This window comes from Mesorhizobium sp. M1E.F.Ca.ET.045.02.1.1, assembly GCF_003952485.1.
Classification (GTDB): domain Bacteria; phylum Pseudomonadota; class Alphaproteobacteria; order Rhizobiales; family Rhizobiaceae; genus Mesorhizobium.
On the sequence record NZ_CP034447.1, the window covers coordinates 4082673 to 4102491 of the forward strand.

The 19819-nt window shown below is 62.5% G+C and carries 15 protein-coding genes and 2 pseudogenes; 8 read left to right on the forward strand and 9 right to left on the reverse strand.

Annotated elements, in window-relative coordinates:
- The first annotated feature begins 6 nt into the window (after positions 1-6).
- From EJ070_RS19735 to repC, 5 genes are all read left to right on the forward strand, one after another.
- A complete protein-coding gene (locus EJ070_RS19735; protein WP_245464619.1) occupies positions 7-261 on the forward strand; it encodes an antitoxin of toxin-antitoxin stability system in 255 nt (84 codons plus the stop codon).
- On the forward strand, positions 258-542 hold the full coding sequence (locus EJ070_RS19740; protein ID WP_126092831.1) for a type II toxin-antitoxin system RelE/ParE family toxin: 285 nt from the start codon (positions 258-260) through the stop codon (positions 540-542). The genes EJ070_RS19735 and EJ070_RS19740 overlap by 4 nt, the downstream gene beginning before the upstream one ends.
- A gap of 1881 nt (positions 543-2423) precedes the next feature.
- Positions 2424-3629: a plasmid partitioning protein RepA gene (repA, locus tag EJ070_RS19750; RefSeq protein WP_126095833.1), complete on the forward strand. Its 1206-nt coding sequence runs from the start codon at positions 2424-2426 to the stop codon at positions 3627-3629.
- A gap of 67 nt (positions 3630-3696) precedes the next feature.
- Positions 3697-4701, forward strand: coding sequence for a plasmid partitioning protein RepB (gene repB / locus EJ070_RS19755; RefSeq protein WP_126092832.1), 1005 nt, complete (start codon positions 3697-3699; stop codon positions 4699-4701).
- Between the two features lie 154 nt (positions 4702-4855).
- A complete protein-coding gene (gene repC, locus EJ070_RS19760; RefSeq protein ID WP_126092833.1) occupies positions 4856-6061 on the forward strand; it encodes a plasmid replication protein RepC in 1206 nt (401 codons plus the stop codon).
- Positions 6062-6075: 14 nt separating this feature from the next.
- Here the strand turns inward: repC and EJ070_RS19765 are convergent, their stop codons facing one another.
- The 5 genes from EJ070_RS19765 to EJ070_RS19785 form a co-directional block, all read right to left on the reverse strand.
- Positions 6076-6726: a hypothetical protein gene (locus tag EJ070_RS19765; RefSeq protein WP_126092834.1), complete on the reverse strand. Its 651-nt coding sequence runs from the start codon at positions 6724-6726 to the stop codon at positions 6076-6078.
- 222 nt (positions 6727-6948) lie between these two features.
- Positions 6949-8118: a tyrosine-type recombinase/integrase gene (locus EJ070_RS19770; RefSeq protein ID WP_126092835.1), complete on the reverse strand. Its 1170-nt coding sequence runs from the start codon at positions 8116-8118 to the stop codon at positions 6949-6951.
- 9 nt (positions 8119-8127) lie between these two features.
- Positions 8128-9222, reverse strand: coding sequence for a hypothetical protein (locus EJ070_RS19775; protein ID WP_126095834.1), 1095 nt, complete (start codon positions 9220-9222; stop codon positions 8128-8130).
- A gap of 289 nt (positions 9223-9511) precedes the next feature.
- Positions 9512-10570, reverse strand: a complete 1059-nt coding sequence (locus EJ070_RS19780) for a tyrosine-type recombinase/integrase (protein ID WP_245464951.1) — start codon at positions 10568-10570, stop codon at positions 9512-9514.
- Positions 10571-10940: 370 nt separating this feature from the next.
- Positions 10941-11189, reverse strand: a complete 249-nt coding sequence (locus tag EJ070_RS19785; RefSeq protein ID WP_126092836.1) for a hypothetical protein — start codon at positions 11187-11189, stop codon at positions 10941-10943.
- 497 nt (positions 11190-11686) lie between these two features.
- On the opposite strand from EJ070_RS19785, the gene EJ070_RS19790 reads away from it, so the two are divergent.
- Complete coding sequence (locus tag EJ070_RS19790) at positions 11687-12718, forward strand: DUF1403 family protein (RefSeq protein WP_126092837.1); 1032 nt, start codon at positions 11687-11689, stop codon at positions 12716-12718.
- A 3-nt stretch (positions 12719-12721) separates the two neighbouring features.
- A complete protein-coding gene (locus EJ070_RS19795; protein ID WP_126092838.1) occupies positions 12722-13435 on the forward strand; it encodes an SMC-Scp complex subunit ScpB in 714 nt (237 codons plus the stop codon).
- A gap of 26 nt (positions 13436-13461) precedes the next feature.
- Here EJ070_RS19795 and EJ070_RS36345 read toward each other — a convergent pair whose 3' ends face one another.
- From EJ070_RS36345 to EJ070_RS19815, 4 genes and pseudogenes are all read right to left on the reverse strand, one after another.
- Positions 13462-14766, reverse strand: a complete 1305-nt coding sequence (locus tag EJ070_RS36345) for a DUF5623 domain-containing protein (RefSeq protein WP_245464620.1) — start codon at positions 14764-14766, stop codon at positions 13462-13464.
- A gap of 259 nt (positions 14767-15025) precedes the next feature.
- Complete coding sequence (locus EJ070_RS19805; RefSeq protein ID WP_245464621.1) at positions 15026-15967, reverse strand: TniQ family protein; 942 nt, start codon at positions 15965-15967, stop codon at positions 15026-15028.
- Between the two features lie 48 nt (positions 15968-16015).
- Positions 16016-16894 (reverse strand): TniB family NTP-binding protein, encoded by an 879-nt coding sequence (locus EJ070_RS19810; protein ID WP_126092839.1) that lies wholly within the window; start codon positions 16892-16894, stop codon positions 16016-16018.
- 2 nt (positions 16895-16896) lie between these two features.
- A pseudogene (locus EJ070_RS19815) lies at positions 16897-18547 on the reverse strand (transposase family protein).
- A 95-nt stretch (positions 18548-18642) separates the two neighbouring features.
- Here EJ070_RS19815 and EJ070_RS19820 point away from each other — a divergent pair.
- Positions 18643-19798, forward strand: a pseudogene (locus EJ070_RS19820) (RHE_PE00001 family protein).
- Positions 19799-19819 lie beyond the last annotated feature (21 nt).

Below are 19819 nucleotides of genomic sequence, written 5' to 3' on the forward strand. Positions count from 1 at the left end.
TTCACGTTGAAGCTCGAACCGGAGCTGCGCGACGCCTTCATGGCCGAAACCGAAGCCGACCATCGGCCGGCATCGCAGGTGGTTCGCGAGCTGATGCGTGATTACATTGAGCGCCGGCGCGAAGAGCGGGAGTATGACGAGTTCCTCCGCCGCAAGGTCGAGATCGCGCGGTCCTCGATGCGGGCCGGCCGAGGCCGGACGAATGATGAGATCGAGGATGACTTCGCCGCCCGGCGTGCCAAGACGGCAAGCCAGGCGTGAGGGTCGTATGGACGCCAGAGGCCGAACAGGACCGAGCCGACATTTGGGACTACATTGCGGCCGACAGCCCGTCAGCGGCCGCTCGGATGGACCAGCTTTTCAGCGACGCAGTGGCGAGGCTGGCGGATTTCCCCAAGCTCGGCCGCACCGGAAAAATCACCGGCACGCGCGAGCTGATTCCACATGAGAGCTACCGTCTGGTTTACCAAGTCGAAGGCGAGAACTTGTGGGTGCTGGCTCTGGTGCATACAGCTCGCCGGTGGCCGCCGACAAAAGAGTAAGGCGGGGCTGATGTCAAAGGCAGGATTTTCGCGCCACACTCCCGTAAATGCACCCCGCAAGGACCGAAATTTGGGCTGGAATTTCAGCTTACGCTTCAACTGAGATCGGAAACTAAAGGCTACAGCGCTTATCACAATCACTCTTGTCGACAGTGATTGGTCTCGCCGCCCAGATCCGCGAAAATTCTGACCTTGGATCGTTGGGCGGCCCTGGAAACGCAGGGCTTTGTGGCTTTTTCCTTGATCTGGTTTAATGGAATCGCTCGCCCTGCTTGAGTGGACCACCTGGATGTGAGGAGCGCCGGAATGACAATAGAGCCGATCCGCTTGCCCGATGCCCGCCACCGTCGAGGCCGAGCTCGCATCTCTGGAGGGGTAGTCGGCCGATGCCGAGCTCGCCCCTGCCCTCAACAAGGACTTTCCAGGTTTTGCCTTCACCGTCGTGACCATCGATGATCCTTATTGGTGGAACCTAGGCGAGGCGGCCCGAGCTCGAAAACCGCATCATCCGTGAGGTCGGCCCCGACGGCATGCGCGACAGAGCGTTTTAGACGCCAATCCGGACTGGTTCATTTTCGTGCCGCGCGATGTCCGCTTTTTTGCCGACGGGGAGCGATCGAGCGCGGCCACCGACCGCATCTTTGCCCACCGGCCTTCGACATCCACGAGGCCTGCCCTTCGCCCGGTTCTTTCTGATGACGCACGGACATTGGGTTGATCCGAATGTCGGCCACGCGATCGCCGAACGCCTTCGCGCGAGACGGGTGCGGCTGCCCGACCAAGATGCTGCCATTCTGCTAGCCTGGGCCGACAAGCCGTATCTGTTCTGAGTGGCTGCCATGAATTCATATGCCAAAGCTCGCATCCCAAGCAAAGCTGACGGCGCGCCAACGTCATCGACGCGCTCGATTAGGTCTGCCGTTCGATCGGCGCGCGTTTCTGGCTAGGTGCCATCTGGGAAAGGAAGACACTGGCGAGACCTCGTTAAACGCGCTTGCGTCGGACGTCGGCTATCTCGAAGCGTAGTTGCCAGGCCGTCATAGGTCGGCTGCTGCCCTTCGGCGCCGGAGGGCGCTGCTGATCAAGTTCGTCGCGCATCTTCCGTGGGATCCCGCCAAGCGCGATCGTTTGTCCACGCACGACATACCGGAAGACGTGGCAGCGGCCCAGGCGCAAGGCCCGTTGTGTCTCGACGGCCCGCACGCGCCCGCAGGTCCCCTGGCGGCTGTCGAGATGGTGACGCTTGCCTTGGCGGGAGTTCACGCTCTGGGGCGGGGGCGCGACCGTCCGCCGTCGGCCATGCGCGCGGCGGACCGCGATGGCATATCGAATAGACTGCCGTCTAAATGGCAAAAAAAGCTAGTGAAAACAGTCTTCTGGCCGTTCAGATTGCCGGAAATGTGTCTCTTTCACGAAGCCGGATTCTTCGAGAACGCGGACAGCGCTGGTCCGACAGACGCAATGATGCCGTGAATGGGGAAGTTGCAGAAGGCGCATTCGGTCAAACCGGGGCCGCTTCGGTAGCCTATTTTGATTCCAATATCGCTGCCTAGAGTAGACCAGATCTGCACGAGCCGGTTATCACTCTCGTATGTCTTGAGGCCGGAATCGCCGACAATCCTTCGATCTTCCTTGCGCTCAGAACCAAACTGGAACAGTCCCCGCTTGCATGGAAACCGTCGGATCGCATTCCCAACCTGCCCGGACACACGGGGTGCCGAGTTTCAAAATCACACAAACCAGTTCCGCACAGCTTTCTGGCACAGTTAGCGTTAACCTTTTGTTAACTTAAAATTTCTTGTCGGCACGAACGAATCGGACATAATGACGGCATTCGAAAGAATTTCGCCGAAATGCCGTCACTTGAGGTTCCGGAAAAACATGAACGTATTAGCGCCCGTGTCGAAACCTTTGTTCGACGACACCATTCTGGCACAAGGCCGCGAGATTTCCAGGAAACTGAACCAGCTTCGTTTCGAGACATTCCCGCCGAACGCAAGGAAGACCTTGCGGCAATTCTCACTCGGGGAAGCGGCGTATTTCCTCGGGGTTTCGACTAGCAATCTCAAGAAGCTGCACCTGGAAGGCAAAGGTGTCGAGCCAACTATACACGCCGGGGGTCGGCGGACATATTCGGCCGAGCAGATCATGGAGCTGCGTCATTGGCTCGACCGTCACGGCCGAGCCGATGTGAAGAAATACGTTCCTCACCGCCGCAGGGGAGAGAAGCTGCAGGTCGTTGCTGTTGTTAATTTCAAGGGGGGCAGCGGAAAGACGACGACGGCCGCACACCTTGCGCAACATCTGGCGCTAACCGGGCACCGTGTACTGGCCATCGACCTTGACCCACAGGCTTCGCTGTCGGCCCTCCACGGCATCCAACCCGAACTCGACAAGAATCCGTCGATCTATGAAGCGATCCGCTACGACGACGAGCGGAAGCCCATCACCGACGTAATTTTGCCGACAAACTTTCCAGGCCTTGAACTTATCCCTGCATCGCTCGAATTGCAGGAATATGAGTACGACACTCCACTGGCGATGCAGGATAAGAATTCCGTCGCCGGCAAGACGTTTTGGAATCGCATCGAAAAGGTATTGCAGGAGGTCGATGACCGTTATGACGTGGTCGTAATCGATTGTCCGCCCCAGCTCGGCTATTTGACACTGACTGCTCTGTCGGCGGCGAGTTCGGTGCTGATCACTGTACATCCGCAGATGCTCGACCTGATGTCGATGTCGCAGTTCCTTCTCATGCTCGGCGACATCCTGAAGACAATTCGCCAGGCGGGCGGCGAAGTAGATTTAGATTGGTTCAGATATTTGATCACTCGATACGAGCCGACCGACGTCCCGCAAGCCCAGATGGTCGGATTCATGCAGTCAATGCTCGCGTCGCAAATGCTCAAGACGCCGATGTTGAAATCGACCGCTATTTCGGATGCTGGGCTGACGAAGCAGACGCTTTATGAGGTCGAGAAATCCGGGATGAATAGGGCAACGTACGACCGCGCCATGGAGTCGATGGAAGCGGTTAACGCGGAAATCAGAGAACTAATCCACGGGGCCTGGGGACGTGCGAAATAGACGGCCGTCTAAGTCAGGTTTTAATGCAATGAAATCAGATGAATGACCCAAATTTTGGGACGCTGAAATGGCAAGAAAGCACATTTTCGACAATTTGATGCGGGAATCCGCGCCCGAAACGGCAGAAGATGGCGAGCCAGCTTCCGGGTTTCGTAAATTCGGAGCGGCGAGGTCCATCTCATCGTCGATCGATGAACTGGCCAGGCAAGCCTCCAAGCTCGCCGAAGGCGAAACGGTTATTGAAATTGATCCCGACCTGGTCGACAGGTCATTTGTGCCTGATCGCATGAGCGTTGATGAGGACGACGCATACCACGAACTGCTGGAGGCCGTCAGGGAGAGGGGACAGGATACCCCAATCCTTGTAAGACCCCATCCCAGCGCCGAAGGCCGCTACATGGCCGTTTTCGGACACCGACGGGTGAGAGTTGCCAAACAACTCGGCAGGCCTGTCCGCGCAGTGGTGAAGACGCTGGCAGACATCGACCACGTTGTCGCACAAGGGCAGGAAAACTCCGCACGCGCCAACCTTACATTCATTGAGCGTGTTATGTTCGCCCAGCAGCTGGGCGGGCTTGGGTTCAGCCGCGAAACCATCCAATCTGCTCTGTCGGTCGACTACCAGACGCTCTCTAAGATGCTGACGATTCCGAAAGCTATCCCTGCGGTCATCATTGATGCGATTGGGCCGGCCAAAGGGATTGGACGCGACCGGTGGTTGGATCTTCGGAAGCTCGTCGAGAACCCGAAGAACACGCCAATTGCCAACAGCTATGTGGCCAGCGAAGAGTTCGCGGCCGCGGATTCTGACGAGCGTTTCAACTTGCTCTTTGATTTTCTGAACGGAGCAAAGTCCAACAAGGCGATCAGGAAAGGGCTCGCTCCGCGGATCAACAGAACCTGGGCACCGGCCGACAAATCAGTCGCCGCGACGATTAAAAACAATGGAAAGGCCTTCAGTCTGGCGCTGAAAGCGAAAGACGCGGCCGAGTTCGGCGAATACATTTCGGAGAACCTGGACAGCCTTTACGAGGCATTCAGGACATCGAAGAAAGAGGCAACAGGAGACTAAACCGCAAAAGAAAAAGGCCCCCGAACGTCACCGTCGCGGAAGCCCTTCTCAACCATAAGCAAGCTGAGAATCGCATCTCCACGAATCACTGTCAAGAGTCATTGGCGTCGTTTTGGCGAGCAGATTTCTTTTGCCTAATCGAGGGTGAAAGAAAATGGAGACGGGTATTGCAACGACGCCCTTCGGGCGGCGGGCGATGTCGCTTGCCATGCTGGCAGCGCAAAACGAGTCACGTGAGATCCCCAAGGGCAGGGTCGTCGACAAGTGGCAGATCTACCGCAACCTCTGCGAGGGCAAGAGCATCGTCGGCATCGGCGATCGTGCCCTGGCCGTGCTGAATGCGTTGCTATCTTTCTATCCTGATAGCGACTTAAGCGAGGACAACGACCTCATCGTCTTTCCCTCGAACGCACAGCTGTCGCTCAGGGCGCACGGAATGCCCGAGCCCACGGTCAGGCGGCACCTGGCGGCTCTTGTGGACTGCGGGCTGATCATCCGTCGGGATAGCCCGAACGGCAAGCGGTACGCCCGCAAGGGCAGGGGAGGAGAGATCGAGGAAGCCTTTGGCTTCTCCCTGGCGCCGCTGCTGGCCCGTGCTTACGAGTTCCAAGCGGCGGCCGAGCGTGTTCGCGCCGACAACAGAGCACTCAGGCTTATGCGCGAGCGGATCACCTTGCACCGCCGGGACATCTACAAGCTGATAGAGGCGGCCCTTGACGAAGATGTCCCGGGCGACTGGGGAGGCCTGTGGAAGCGTTTCCGCAGCGTTGTGGAGGCAATTCCGCGCCGAGCTTGCATAGCCGAGCTCGAGCCTATCGTTGCCGATATGGCCGCCTTGCGTGATGATGTGGATAAGCTGCTGGAAACTCATATGAAATCCACGAATCCGAGCGGCAATGACTCTCAAAACGAGCGGCAGCAATCTGATTCAAACACCGACTCTCTTTTTGAATTTGAACCTGCTTTAGAGAAAAGCGGGGCGACGGCCGAGCCCAGCACGAGAACCGCAGAGCGCCCGAAAACGTATCCGCTGGGGCTGGTGCTGAAAGCCTGCCCCGAAATTGCGGACTACGCCGTCGATGGCATCGGCAATTGGCGCGATTTCATGATTACCGCCGCCCAGGTGCGGGGCTACCTTGGCGTCTCGCCGTCGGCGTATGAGGAGGCTTGCCATGTGATGGGCCAGGAGGTCGCCGCGATCGTGATTGCCTGCATCCTGCAACGCGCTCATCACATCAATTCCGCCGGCGGATACCTGCGCGTGCTGACTGACAAGGCCAGGGCAGGGGCGTTTTCGGTCGGACCGATGCTGATGGCGGCGCTGAAGGCGAACGGCGCCACGGCGAGGATGGCGGGGTGAGGCCCGCATGGCATCTAGTTACGTGGGAATGCATCCGCCTGAAGTTCGAAATTGCGGTGGACGTTGCCAAGCATTCGGACCTTTGCTGTGATGGTCGCATCGCTGGGGAAGGGGATGCGTCCATCGGTAGTCCAGCCATCTTCGGTACCGGGGATTTGCTTAAGGAGAATCAAGTCGACACGGACGAAGCTCGGACGCTTGTCGCGATCTTCCCACCCATCGATCTGAACGGGGAAACCACCGTCGCGCGCTCCATTCTCATCCGCGATCTGCCAGATGGCTACTTGTTCGTCGAGATTCTTTGGGCGCTTCTTGGTGGACGCATAAATGTCTTCAAGGAATATCGCGCGCCGGTTCCAGTTAACGAGGCGGACGACGAGAGTGTTGTCTTCGGCGAGATGTTCGATTACGTCGAGTGTCGGGGGCGCGTCGCCCCAAATGAAGTCAGCCTGCCTTTTCAGGTGCGGTACGGTCAGCCAGGCAGCAACGAGCGCGCCCGCTGCGGCAGCCCAGCGACTGAGAGCGCCGAACCATTCGCGCCCTCGATCCCAGCTAAAGTTGTAAGCGAGGGCTTGTGTCAGCCACGTGGAGCTGATGACGGCGAGCACCACGAAACCCCCAATCAGAAAGCCGAGCGTAAAAGCGATAGTGAGGCGAAGCTTCATCGCTGGTTCCATATCATGTTGGCGCTGAACGAGTGGGCGAAGTGCCCGCACGCGTAGTCATCAATGTTCGCCGGCAGGGTCGGCTTCGAAGGAACCGCCGATGACATGATGAACCTGCGCAGCCTCGCGGTGAAGTCCCTTTGACGCTGATCTTTCCGCCATAGGATCGGCTTTGCCGCCGAGCGGCTGAGGGAACTGGCGGCGGGTCGGCAGTCTGGGTCGCTAAACGATGATTCTCGCCGCCCGGCCGAGCGTCCGCTCCGCATCGTTGTAATAGTTCGATGCCTGTTGCACGGAGTGGTGCTGCGACTGCTGCATGGCTTCGGGCAGCGGAATGCCGCGGCGGGCGGTTTCGGTGAGGTAGCCCGAGCGCAGGCCATGCGCGGAAAAGGCTTGCGGGTCGAGGCCGGCCTCGGCGATGCGGCGCTTGAGGATCAGGTTGACCGCCTGCGGCGTCAGGGCGCGTTTTTCGAGATTGCCCCAGCGATCGATGCCGCGGAACACGGCGCACTCGTTGATCCCGGCGCGCTCGAGCCAGCCTTTCAGGGCCAGAACAGGCCGGCCGACGAGCAGCACGAAGACGTCGCTGTCGGCTTGTGTCGTCTTAGTCCGGCCGAGCCGGATCGACAGGCAAGGGAGTTTTTCGCCGCCGGGTTCCTTCGGATCGGCGGGTACCGGCTCTTCTTCGACGATCTGCTCGAACCTGAGCGAAGCGATTTCGCTGCGGCGGCGGCCGCCGGAGGCAAAGGCGGTGACGAGAAGGGCGCGGTCGCGCACGTCGACGAGGCGGTCGCCGGCGCAGGCTTTTAGGAGCGCGGTCAAAATGTCGGCGGTCACCGCCTTCTTGCTCTTGCGGCCGCGGGGGCGGGCGCTGGCGCGCACCGCGAGCTTTATGGCGCTGCGCAGGCCGGGCGCCGAAAAATTTCCCACAAGACCGCGCCAGCCGGTCAGCGTCGACCAGCTGGACAGACGCCGGCGCACGGTGTTCGGCGCGTGCGGTCCATCGACACGCAACAGTTTGGCCGACTTCAACGCCGCGGTCACGTCTTCCGGCATGCCGTGCGAAACGTCGGTTTCACGCTTTGCAGGATCCCACAGGTGATGGGCGACGAATTTTATCAGCAGCGCCTCCGGCGCCGGCCAGGGCAGCGAAAAACCGGTCGCGGCCAGCGACCAGGCTTCGAGGTAACCGAGATCCGAGGCCAGGGCGCGCAGGGAATTCTCGCCGATGCCTTCTTTGGCGAGATGGCGCAGCGTGGCGACATCGTCGTCGGTCAAAAGTTCGGCCAGAAAATCGCGCCGGTCGAATGGCAGCACCGAATCCAGCGCATCGAGCGCCTCCGCGCGGCGCAGTTTTTGGTCGGGTACGGACTTTGACAGGCGAAGGTCCATGACGGCGGCTCAGAACAGATATTTTTTGTCGGCCCAGGCGAGCAGCACGGCGGCGTCTCGATCGGGCAAACGCACCCGTCCCTGGCGCAGGCCCTCAGCGATCGCATCGCCGACGTCCGGATCGACCCAGTGCCCGTGCGTCATAAAAAAGAACCAGGCGAAGGGCAGGCCCACCTCCGCGTCGATCGCCTCGGTCCGCTCCATCAGGCGGTGCACCGAAATACCGTCTTCCAACGCCAGCTTCCCGGCGGGCATTTTGAGCGGCCGCGGGATAAAACCGATCTCGCGCCGGCCACGATGCTCAAGATCGTGGATGTCGAAGGCCCAATGGGCAAAAATCCGGTGGCCGCAAGCGCTCGACCGCTCCCAGTCGGCAAAAAAGCGGTTTTCGCGTGGGACAAAATCGAACCAGTCCGGATTGGCGTCTAAAAACGCGGTGTCGCGTTTGCCGTCGGGACCGACCTCGCGGATGACACGGTTCGCCAGCTCGGGACGGCTTGCCTCGAGCTGCTCGCGTTCGGTACGCTTCCGGCGCGTCAAAAAATTCCTTATGTGAACGATGCCGCCGCCGGCGCGCCCGCGCAGCCGGTAGACTGGTCCTGCGAGCTGCTGCGCCCCGGCAGCGGAATCACGAGAAACCCAGGTCGGCTCGAACAGATGGTCGACGCTGTGGGGTCGGTAGTCGGGATCGACTACGGGGCCGGCCAGGACCTCGATCTCGCGGCCGAGCGAGACTTGCAAAAAATCGGCGACGCCCGGCCCGGTCGGGGCGAAGGCGAAGGCGCTGGCGCCGCGCCATTCGGCGAATTTTTTCCCGTCCTGGCGATGCCGGTGCCAGAAGGCGGTGAGATCGCCGCCCAGTTCGGCCAGCTCGCTCTCGATCCAGGCACGGTGGTCGCCGCAGCGGGTGCCGTCGGCAGCGACAACAGCATGAGGATTGCACCAGTAGGGGTCGTCGATGGTCGCGACGGTGAAGGCAAAGCCCGGAAAGCTTTTGTTCAGGGCAGGGGCGAGCCCGGCGTCGGCCGACTGCGGCTGCAGAGAGGCGAGCACGGTTTCGACGGAAGCGGGGTCGGGCAGGCGGACGGGTTTTTCTTCGCTCATGCCAGACGGCCTTTTTCGCGGCGGAATAGCCGCCTTCCCTATGTCGTTCGCGGCCGCGCGGGACGTCGCCGGCGCCATCTTGGGGCCGAAAATGACTGATTTGCGCCGCAAAAACAATCACTATCGATAAGAGGTACTTATCGGAAGTTAGAAGATCTGCGCAGCATCATCGGAAGTGACGAACCGTTGTCGCTTTTACTTCCCAATTTCAATTGAAACGCTAAGGTGAAAATCCTGCTCTTCCGAACCGCTATTCGGCGGCCGAAAGCGGGGGAGGGGAGGGGGCTTTTCAGAGCCCCGACGCCTTGGTGAGATTGACACGAAACCGGTCGCGCCTGCGCTGGTACTTGCGTGTCATCTCGGCGGAGGTGTGGCCGAGCTGTTTCTGGACATAGCGTTCGTCGACCTCGGCCGAGGACGCCAGGCCGGCGCGAAGCGAATGGCCGGCAAACATCATTCCGCGTTCGCCCTCCGGCAGATCTCCACGCACGCCGGCGGCCAGCGCGGTCCGCTTGACGAGGCGGGCGACCTCCTGGTCGTTGAGCCGATCGGCACCAACGGACTTGCCTTGCCCGGTGACGCGCCGGAACAGCGGCCCGTGGGCGATGCGCGCGAGCTTGAGCCAGGTCTCCAGCGCGACCACGGGGCAGGTCGTGTCGGACGAGCCGCGCCCGACCTCGACCTCGCGCCAGCCGGTCTTGCCGCGCAGGCGCAACAGCATGCCCTTGTCGAGGATTTCGATCCAGCCGGAGGAATCCTCGGTCTGGTCGCGGCCGACGTCGAGGCCGACGACTTCGGAGCGGCGCAGGCCGCCGCCAAAGCCCAGCAGCAGCATGGCCCGGTCGCGCAGGCCGCGCAGGGTGCCGCGGTCGAGCGTTTCCAGCATGGCGATCAGATCCTCGGGCAACACTGCTTCCTTCTGGCGGGGCGGGGCTGCGTGCTTGTTGCGGATGCCGGCCATGACGGTGGCGATATGGCGGTCCTTCCTGTCCAGCGGCTGGCCGCGCTGGGCATAGTTCCACGTCAGCGAGGAGAGCCGGCGCTCGATCGTCGAGACGGAGTTCGGCTTCTTGTCGCCGGTCGCCTTACCCGAGGCGCATGCGGTGACGTAGAGCCCGACCACCTGCGGATCGGGCGGAAACATCTCGACACCCTGGCGACGGCACCAGCTCGCAAACTGCTTCCAGTCCGAAGCGTAGGCGCGGCGGGTATTGGCCGAGCTCGCCGCCTCGACGTAGTCGCGGGCGCGATCGGCCAGCGCGTCGAGATGCGCCGGCAGGCGGGCATTGGCGACGACCGGAAGAGCGGAGGGGGCGTCGGCCGAGGGCTGCTCCGGCGCGCGGCCCATCTCCATGACGACGTCGATGATGTCGGGCAGGTCGTCGGTGCTCGAGCCGTTGGGCTCGGCCGAGGGCGCCGCCGCGGTTTGGTCGACAGCATCCTGATCGACAGGGGTCGCCGTTTCCTGTGGTTGAGCGGAGCTGCGCCGAGCACGATTTTCGGGGTTTTGATCGATGAGAGAGGCTGTTGCTCGCGCTTCGTCAACGGACGGCAAGTCATTGATCTGGCGCGAATCATCTTCGGGGTTCATTGGCGGATTCTAGCCGAATCACCGGATTTTTCGTGACAATCGAACGGACGAACCTTACAGCGAGGCCGCCGTGGTTCATGGGCCGGACAAGGACAGGTTGATGATGCCGCCTGGCCGGCCTGCTGGATCATGCCTTACCCGCTGCGCGCTCGTCTTCGTATTCCAGCTCGCGCGCTGCTTTCGGAATCAAGGTCAGCCATACCGGACCGACGCGTTCTATGGCCTCCGCGAGCGTGTAGTTCATTTCGGCCAGCCAGTCGGGCCGGTTTAGCACCAGTGCAGCGGCTAGCTTCTCGCTTGTAGACAAGACTCCAAACCCGCCGTGTTTGGCGTCCCGTGATTTGGTGATGATGTGCTGCAATTCCTGGTCGCTCACAGACCCGTCCTCCTCTGGCCGCTCTTGAGTATAGTCTGTTTTGGACAACGGCCGCACCCTGCAAATCAAGGCCTACCCGCATCAAAATCCACGTGGGTTCGATCGGAACGGGCTTTCTTGCCCCTTAGAGTGTCATTTCGCTCTCTCCCGGAACCGACCTCGACTACGCGCAGCCGCACAAGGGATGCGCGAGATTTCGTCCGGAAGCCCGATTGTCGTGAATTTCGGCGTTCTGCTCGACGGGAGAGGCCATCCGCTGGCCGCTGTCCGGGAATTGGCCGCAGACCCGGTCCGCTCAATGAACGCGAATTCTCGTCGATCTGGCGTCAAAACGCGGCCGTCCGGCGGTGAAACGCGAGCGACAGAGGCCATTTCCTATATAAAGACGAGAACGACGGATAATGCAATTTTATCGTTCGTTTTGCGCATTCGACAAGCGCGGCGGTTTTGGCCTGTGACGCTTGCGGAAAGCGCCGCCATAATTCATCCTGTTCGCGATGATTCTGCGCCCCACGACCTCTTCGCGCCACCAAGCGCCGGCGCTCGGAGCCGCCGTGGCCGCCCCGGCGATCGCGCTGCCGGGCTGGCTGCGCCGCGCCGTTCCGGATGCGCAAAGCCTTGCCGGGAAAGGGCTTGGGCCAAATGCCCTTGAGGACGTCGCGATCGCCGCGGGCGCCGCGATCGGCGCGCTCGACGCCTTGGTCCGCCGGCGGGAGCGATGGGCCGGCGCATGGCGGCAGCGGCTGGCGCTCGCGGCTACGGCGATGACGACGAGGCAGGCCGGACGCATCGAGGACGAGGCTGCGCTACGCGACGCCGTTCTGCTCACGCGTCCCGGCGACGATGTCGGCCCGGCCGGCCACATGCTGTTGGCCTGGCGCCGGCTGGGGGCGCGGCCTGCGGAAGAGTTGCTGACGGAGGCGAGCGTCGCCGGCGTGCTTGACGCCCTGGGTCTCGCCGGGGATGACGAGACGGCGAACGGTCTGGCCGACGAGCTGCGGCATCTTGCGGCGACCGACGGCACCATCGGAACGATGATCGGCGCCTTTGCGGCCGTCGAGACCCGCGGCCTTCCGCGCATCCTCGGATGCTGGTTCGCCGACGCCATGCTCGCGCAGAGGCTGGGCTGGACGCACGCGGTGCCGCTGCTCGGCGGCGAAGCGCTCGGCAACGGTTCCGGGCGGCCGCGGCGCGCAGCGACCGTCCTTGCGTCGAAGAGCAACGCGGCGGATCCCGAGTATGCGAAGACTCTGCTCGCCGCGCAGGCGCGTGCGGCAGTGCGCGCCATCGATCTGTTCACCGAGCTCGAGCGGCATGCCGACAAGCTGCTCACTGCCGCCCCCAAGCTCAGGGCCAAAGGTGCGGAGGCGGTCGTCGATCGGCTCTTGTCGGACGACGCGCTCGTTCCATCGGAGAAGATCGCCGGCATGAGCGATCGCGGCCTGCGCCGCCTGTTCGATCGGCTGGTCGATCTCGGCGCCGTGCGCGAGCTGTCCGGCCGGACGGCTTTCCGCATCTACGGGCTTTGATCTATGGCCGAGGCGAAGCGCACGGGGCGAGGCAAAGGTCGGTCAGATCATCGTCGATCAGCTGACCAGCTGTTTGACCGGGAGCTGGATCACCTGCCGCCCGAGGTGCGCTGGCGTGAATGGATGAACCGCGTCGAGGCGACCGTTTTTGCTGCCAGCGAACCCGTCGGCCGCGAGACGCTGGCGCGAATCGTCGGCAAGAGCTGCAGCATCGATCTGCTTATCGACGACATCCGCGAGGAGTTGCGCGGCCGACCCTATGACCTGGTCGCCGTCGCCGGCGGCTGGAAGCATCTGACGCGGCCGGCCTATGCCGATGCCATCCGCACCGCGGTCGGCGGAAGCGAGCACGCAGTCGACCTCACGCAGTCCGAAGTCTTGGTGCTCATGTGCATAGCCTACTTCCAGCCGATCACCCGTGCCGAACTGTCGTCCTTCTTCGGCAAGGAGATCAGCCGCGATCTGATCGGCAACCTGCGCGGTGCCGGCCTGATCGCCTCCGGCCCCCGCAGCCCGACGCCCGGCGCGCCCTACACCTATGTCACGACCAAAGAATTCCTGCTCGAGTTCGGTCTCGATACTCTGCGGGACCTTCCCGACTTCGGGGCGCTTGAGGATGCCGGGTTGCTTTCAAAGGAGAAGCTGCTTGCGGGCGACATCATGCCGGCGTTTTCAGACTCCGGCATGAGCGATACTGACGTGGCCATCGACGAATAGCGGGCCGGTGCGAGGGTCGCTAACCATCACCCCATCTTCTCGAGCGATGCGACCGCGAGATCGATTTTTCCCATGAGGTCTCTCAAAGGCGCACAATCAGGATAGTGCTGTGCCAGCATGGACTGTGCGAGGCGCAGGTTTTTAACGTGCTGTTCGCCAGTTTCTGGCTTTCCGCCGGTGGAACTCTCTCCGTAGTAGAGGTCGAAAAATACCGCATCGGACATGGCCTGCCGATCGTGTTCGCATTGAACCCAGTCATCAAGCTCGCTTCGGACGGCATCAATGCGCTTGTAGACGCCCGCCCGCGCTCGCATGTCGACAAGCACGCCCTTCAGCAGCGAACCGATCTTGGCATGCGCGTCCACAGGCATGGCCGTCTTCGGACGCCGGCGCGGCTTGCCGCTGAGCGGCAGCCGGTACTCGACAGTCGTTTTGGGACCGCGGGGCGAGGGTGCTTTTCGTTGGACGTCTTTCGCGCGCTTCGCCTCCGCCGCAGCCTTCTCTCCTGGCGTTACAAAAGGAGCGTGAGCCCCGATGGCGACCCTGTCACAATTCTCGGGTACGATTGCTGCACAAGCCTTGGAAAGTGCCTTCAGCAGCCCCTCGAGCGAATATCCCTTCGAAGCGTCGGCATACAGGAAAAGCTCGCTGCCCCCTTCCGGAAAATACATTCCTGCCCAATCTGGCTTGGCAAGTGACCAGTTGTGTTGCCGCGCCCAGGCATCACGTTCGGCCATTTTGGACAGAGCGCTTCCTGAATAAGGTTCGTCGGCTCCGACGTGGTGTTTCGCCACGGGGTCGAACCAGACACTTCCATGATCATGTCCGGGAAGGCGAGCAGAATATCCTCCTCGCGGTTCAACCCGCGCCTTGGACGGCCGCAGGCCGGTGATATCCATGAACTGCAGTACCCTCGCGGCTCCGCATGCGCGTGCCAGAGCAGCGCTCGCCGAGTCCGGTCTATACTCATCGATCACATGGTCTGAGGCATGGCGCCGAAAACGGCCCAGCTTGTGCGCATATCGATACTGCGTCGGCTTGATCATTTCATCGAGTGGCGTCGACAGGAACACCCGGATCGTCTCACGGCCGGAGGTTCGTGTCTCGCTATCCCGCCAGAAGGTGGAGATGTAGACGACGTGCCGCGCCGGGGCGGCATCAGCTGAACGATTGCTCAGCAATCGATGTGCATGCTGAAAATTGCCAAAGCCCGATACCTGTGATGCCGTGTCGAGCGCTTTGGTGTGTGGGATCGCATCTCTCTTCGAGATGGCCTTGGCAAGGCGCTTTATGCCCTCAATCGAGGACGGCTGAACATCTGTCTTGGACATGCCAGTTCTCCTGGCTCGTTGAGAAGTGTCACCCGTCAACCACCTCGCGAGCCCGAACATGACATGAACGGGAGCGTCACTATCGGCAGTGCTGTCAACAGCTTCGCAACGACGGGCGGCGCGCTCCTGCCAGAGCACCGACTCGCAGAATACAACTGATTCCCCTTCGTGAGAAGCGTTGGCTGACGGTCCTGCTCGCCCAATATTACGTCGGTCACAAGGACGGCTGGCGAGATGCTGCCCTGTCGGGCACAGGCCGTCAAATGAACCGCGAATACGCCTCAAGCAGATCGATGAGGCCGGCGTTCGGAGGCGGTGAGCGCTCCGACAATCGCGGTTGCTGATTCTTCTCCAGGATATCTGTGAACCGTGCGATCAGTTCTCCATGGCCGCCCGCAGCCAGAATAGCCCGCCGTCGATGTGCGACGGCAGCATCCTCATTGCTGACCAGCCAGTCTGCAGGCCGCGTCGTAAGCGCGTTGAAGCAGTGGATGCGCGTTGCAGCCGAGAGGCCGGTCAGGCGCTTTGCCGAGCGAATGTCGGCGACAACTGGTGCACGCAGCAGCCGAGAAACCAGATCTTGGATCGTGGGCGAGCGTTTGGCCACTTCGATGCTGCAGATGTCCGCAATGGCACGTTCGAGCCGCCGAGGCGCCGCATTGACGGAGGTTTTCGGGGCGTCACGCAGATCGAAGCTGCATCGCGCGCAGACATGCTGTGGACGGAGTTCAGCTTGGTCAAAGGAGGCGATACCGGCGCGGCAACTGGGGCATCGATCGCGAAGGCTGCAACGATGCACGAAGCAGGATATCCGAGATGACAGCCGCCACTGCCGGCGAAAATAAGGTGCTTCGTCGTCGGCGAGGCACAGAGGGCAATACTGCATCCAGGTCGAACGGTTCCGGTGCGCGCTCTCGCGCCGAGGCAGCAGGAGCGGGATCAATGCGCAACCGGTCATGGTCATCTTTATGATCGCTTGACGCGGAACACTTGTCTGATCAGCGAGCAAAACGGCGACGTGGCGCGGAAGATCAAGATCGAGGCGCGGCGACCACATCCCGTTGCCGAGTCCGAGGACCCCGGCGAATGACCGCGGCGCGATACCGTTTGCGAGTGAAAGCCGGTGAAGCCAGCTGCGACAGCAGCTCGTCCGGAAGCGGGTCGACGGAAACCGGCCAACGGTCTTGCGCGACGTCGCCATACCGCTCGCGGACCTCGATCGCGAAGCCCGCACGCGCCGCTTCACCCTTCACAGCAGGTCATCGCGCACCAGCCCCCGGCGGCGCTTCGAGACCGGGACGTAGCGCAGCGCCTCGATGCCCGATTTCGTGATCCGCTCCTCACCGGATCTCACTGCGGTCGACGCCGCAGCGGAGACGACCGCCACGATCTCACCGATCAGTCCCTCGGAGAGCTGGAAGATCTTTCGCGCCAAGGGTTCATCCGAGAGCTCGGACGCGCGGGCGAGCGGCAAGGCGCCCTCAAGGCTGTCGAGCAGCGCAAGGAACTCCTCGCCATATTGCCATCGCGGCACGGCGTGAAGGTCGAACCTGGTCGCCATTTCGGCGGTCTGGTTGACGAAGTCGTAGACGGCGACCTCGCCGATCAGAACCGGCGAGATGTCGAATTGACGGCCGATCCTCCGAAGGAAGGCAAGCACGGCCTCGACGTCGCGCGCCCGGCCGCGCAAAGCATTGTGGAACTCATCGAAGATCAGGATCCTGGGCTTCAGCCTGTCGAGCAGATGATCGACCTGTTCGGCCTTGCGGCCGACGTCCCGGCTGCCGCCGGTCGGCGCGCGTAACGCCTGCAGGATACACCCGTAGAAATGGGCGAGCCCTGCGCCTTCGCGCGTCTGCACCACCCACACTCGCTGCTGCTCGGCTGTTCTCAAATGCCCGACGGCGAACCGTTCGGCGATCATCGTCTTGCCGTTGGCATAGGGTCCGACGAGCATCAGGCCTCGGGTCCGCAACGATGGCGGCCGCGACAGAAGCTCGGCAAGGCGTTCATGCGCCGTGACCGCCACCTGGTGTCCGATCCATCGCGACGCCTGAATATAGGCGATCCGCTCTTGCGGGCTGCCGGCGAGCTGCGCGCGAACGTGATCGAATAGATGGTCCACCAACGTCACCAATCCTCCACCGGCAGGCGGCGCTTCGGGCGAGCGGGATGATCGGCAGGCTCGGGCGTCGCCGGCCGCATCGTGTGATAGGGCTTGGGCGCGTCAGCGGCGTGAGATTTGCGAACGGCATTGCGCAGTTCGGCCTTCGATGGCTTCGGTCGGCCGGCAATCTCCGCGATCCGCCGGCGCAGCTTTACCTTCTCGACATCCGTGCGCGCGTTTGCGGCGCGGCGCCGCAGCCGGTCGGCCTCGTGCTCCCACAACGTCATCGGAGCAAGCATGCCGTCACGTCGCTCCACAGAGCGAAACTCCCTGGTTTCGGGATCGCGGGCATAGATGTGGCTGATGTCGCGCGGGTCGTATCGAAGCTCGAGCTTGCCTAGCCGATCTCGCTGCGGAACAAGCTCGCCCAGCCAGGATGAGTAATAGTCGAGCCCGAACATGCTGACGCCCTGCGGTGAGATGCGCCGCTCCGCTCCGGGCATGAACGCCAGCAGGACCCGCACGGCATCATCGTCGAAGTGCGCAAGATCGTGCGCCCGTCGGTGCCATTCTGACGCCGGCACCTTCAGGGTCCTCGCGTTTTGCTGCAGGTTGTGGTCGATCACCGCGAGCGCGACGCATCGCTCGAGATCGGCGAAGCTGAGACGCGCTAGCCGCTCCGCAGGATAGTGGTCGCGGTCCGCCACGGATCGGCCCGTCGAGCCGGGCTGCGTTGCCAGCATGGCGTTGAGCTTCCCAAGCAGTCTTTCGACCACGCCGCCCTGATGGACGCGGCCGCGATCCCGACGGCGGATCCGAATACCGTAATCGTCGCACCCCTGCTGGAAAGCATGGCCCTTGAACTCTTTGGCGGAGTCGGTGACGAGCGAACGAGGTCGGCCGAACATCGGCCACCCGTCCTCGATGTCGCGCGGCCAACCACGTCTCCTTGGGACACATGGCCTGGGCGAGGCAGAGCGCGACCGACAACGTCGACGGCTTTTCGAGGGTTAGGCAGAAGCCGAGGATACAGCGCGTCGCCACGTCGGTGACAATCGTCAGGTAGGCACGTCCTACAAAGGTTCCATCGCCGTCGATGACCTCGACGAAGTTGATATCGGTCGGCGTGTGATCGATCTGGCAGACGTCGAGCGGGCGCGCCGCATGGATGTAGCCCGGCCGTGGCTTTAGCCGGTGGAGATGCTTCGGGTTCGCGGATCGCTTCTTCGCGATTTCCTCGGGGCCAAACAGTGCGGGTATTCGGCGGGCGACCGTGAGGTATGACGGAGGAGCCAGGCCTGCCTCCTCGCAGCGGGCGCGGATCTCAGCCACGACGGGAGCGAGCGGCGGAGCCTCCAGCACGAGCCACTGCTCTCGCAGCGTTGCCGCAATGATCTCCTCGATGTCCTGCTGAAGTCGCTTCTTCCGTGTCCTATCCTCGCTGGGCAAGAGCGACGTTACGGTCCGTTCGACACGGTAGCGGGCCATCAGATTGTAGACTTGTCGCGTCGAGAGACGCAGCTCGGCCGCCGCGCGCGCGATCGCCGCCCGTCGAGGTCCCGAGCCGTCGAGAATTCTGTCGAGCTCGCGGGCAACGCGGCGCGCCGTCGACCATGCTTCGTCGGAGTGTGACGCGGCAGACGCCGGTTTCAGGCTGTGCAATCGGTTCGGCAAAATCAGCAGTCAATGAAATTGTTAGCGGAAAATTGTGGCTGTCGTAGCGCCTAAACCTAAACAACACCTGACTTTTCCTCGATTGAAATCGGGAAGTGAAAGCGACAGCCGAAGACCTTTTGGCCCGGCTCGACGAGCGCGTGCACAAAAGCCCGGTTCACGACGGTTTTTTGCAACGCTCCCACTTCAGCGATGCGGCCGCGGCGCTGTGGCTCGACGGCGAGCTCGTCCATGCAGAAGACCTCGTGCTGCACGACGCCCACATGGACATCCGCGCCCCGACCCACGAACTTACCCGGGCCCATGCCGTGCTGCGCGCCCGCCGCCGGATTTTTGGCCACAAACCCGACTGGGCGCTTTCTCGCGTAGGCATTTTGGCGTTGCGCGGCCGCGAAGGGCAGGGCGGGCGCGACGGGGCGAGCCAGGGACGGGCCGGCTCCGGACCCGATTCCGCGACGGCCGCCACCTGGCCAGAAAACCCCGCCGGCGACAGCCTTGCTGAAGACACCGACCAGGATGACGCTCTTGTCGAGGAACTGGCCGAGATCGACGCTGTGCTGGCCCGCTCCAGCCGGCTGCTGGCGGGCGGAAATTTCGCGCCGCGCGCCGCGGACAGCCCGGACGTCGACACGGCAGGGCAGGAGGCGACAGCGCGGGAGGCCTTGCCGAACAGTCTCGGGCCGTTGATCCGCGACCTCGACTGGGACGAGGACCAGCGGCTGGCCGACTGGCTCGCCTTAATCGACAAGCTGCGCGGCGAGACGATGCCGGCCGTCCTGGCCGCGGCGGTCGCCTGGGAGTCGTGGCAAGACATCGAACCGCTGCAGCACCAGCATTGGCTCGGCACGCTTCTGGTGGCCGCGCTGCTCAGGCAGAGCGGCAAGGTCGGCTCGCATCTTTTCGCTCTTAATTCGGGGCTGCGCCTGATTGCCAGGGAACGGCGCAAAGCTCCGGACCGAACGACCCGGCTGCTGGCCGGCCTCGACGCTTTCGCTGAGGCGGCATCGGCCGGGCTGAAGGAACTCGACCGGCTGACACTGGCCAAGGGCCAGATGGAACGCCGGCTGAGGAAGCGGCGCAAAAACTCAAGCCTGCCGAGACTGATCGAACTCGTCCTGGCGCGGCCGGTGGTGTCGGCCGGACTGGTCGCGGCCGAGCTGAAGGTCACGCAACGCGCCGCGCTCGGCCTCGTCGCCGAACTCGGCATCCGCGAGGTGACCGGCCGGCTACAGGGCGTGGGGAGTCGTGTGACGAAAGAACGTGCAGTTTGTT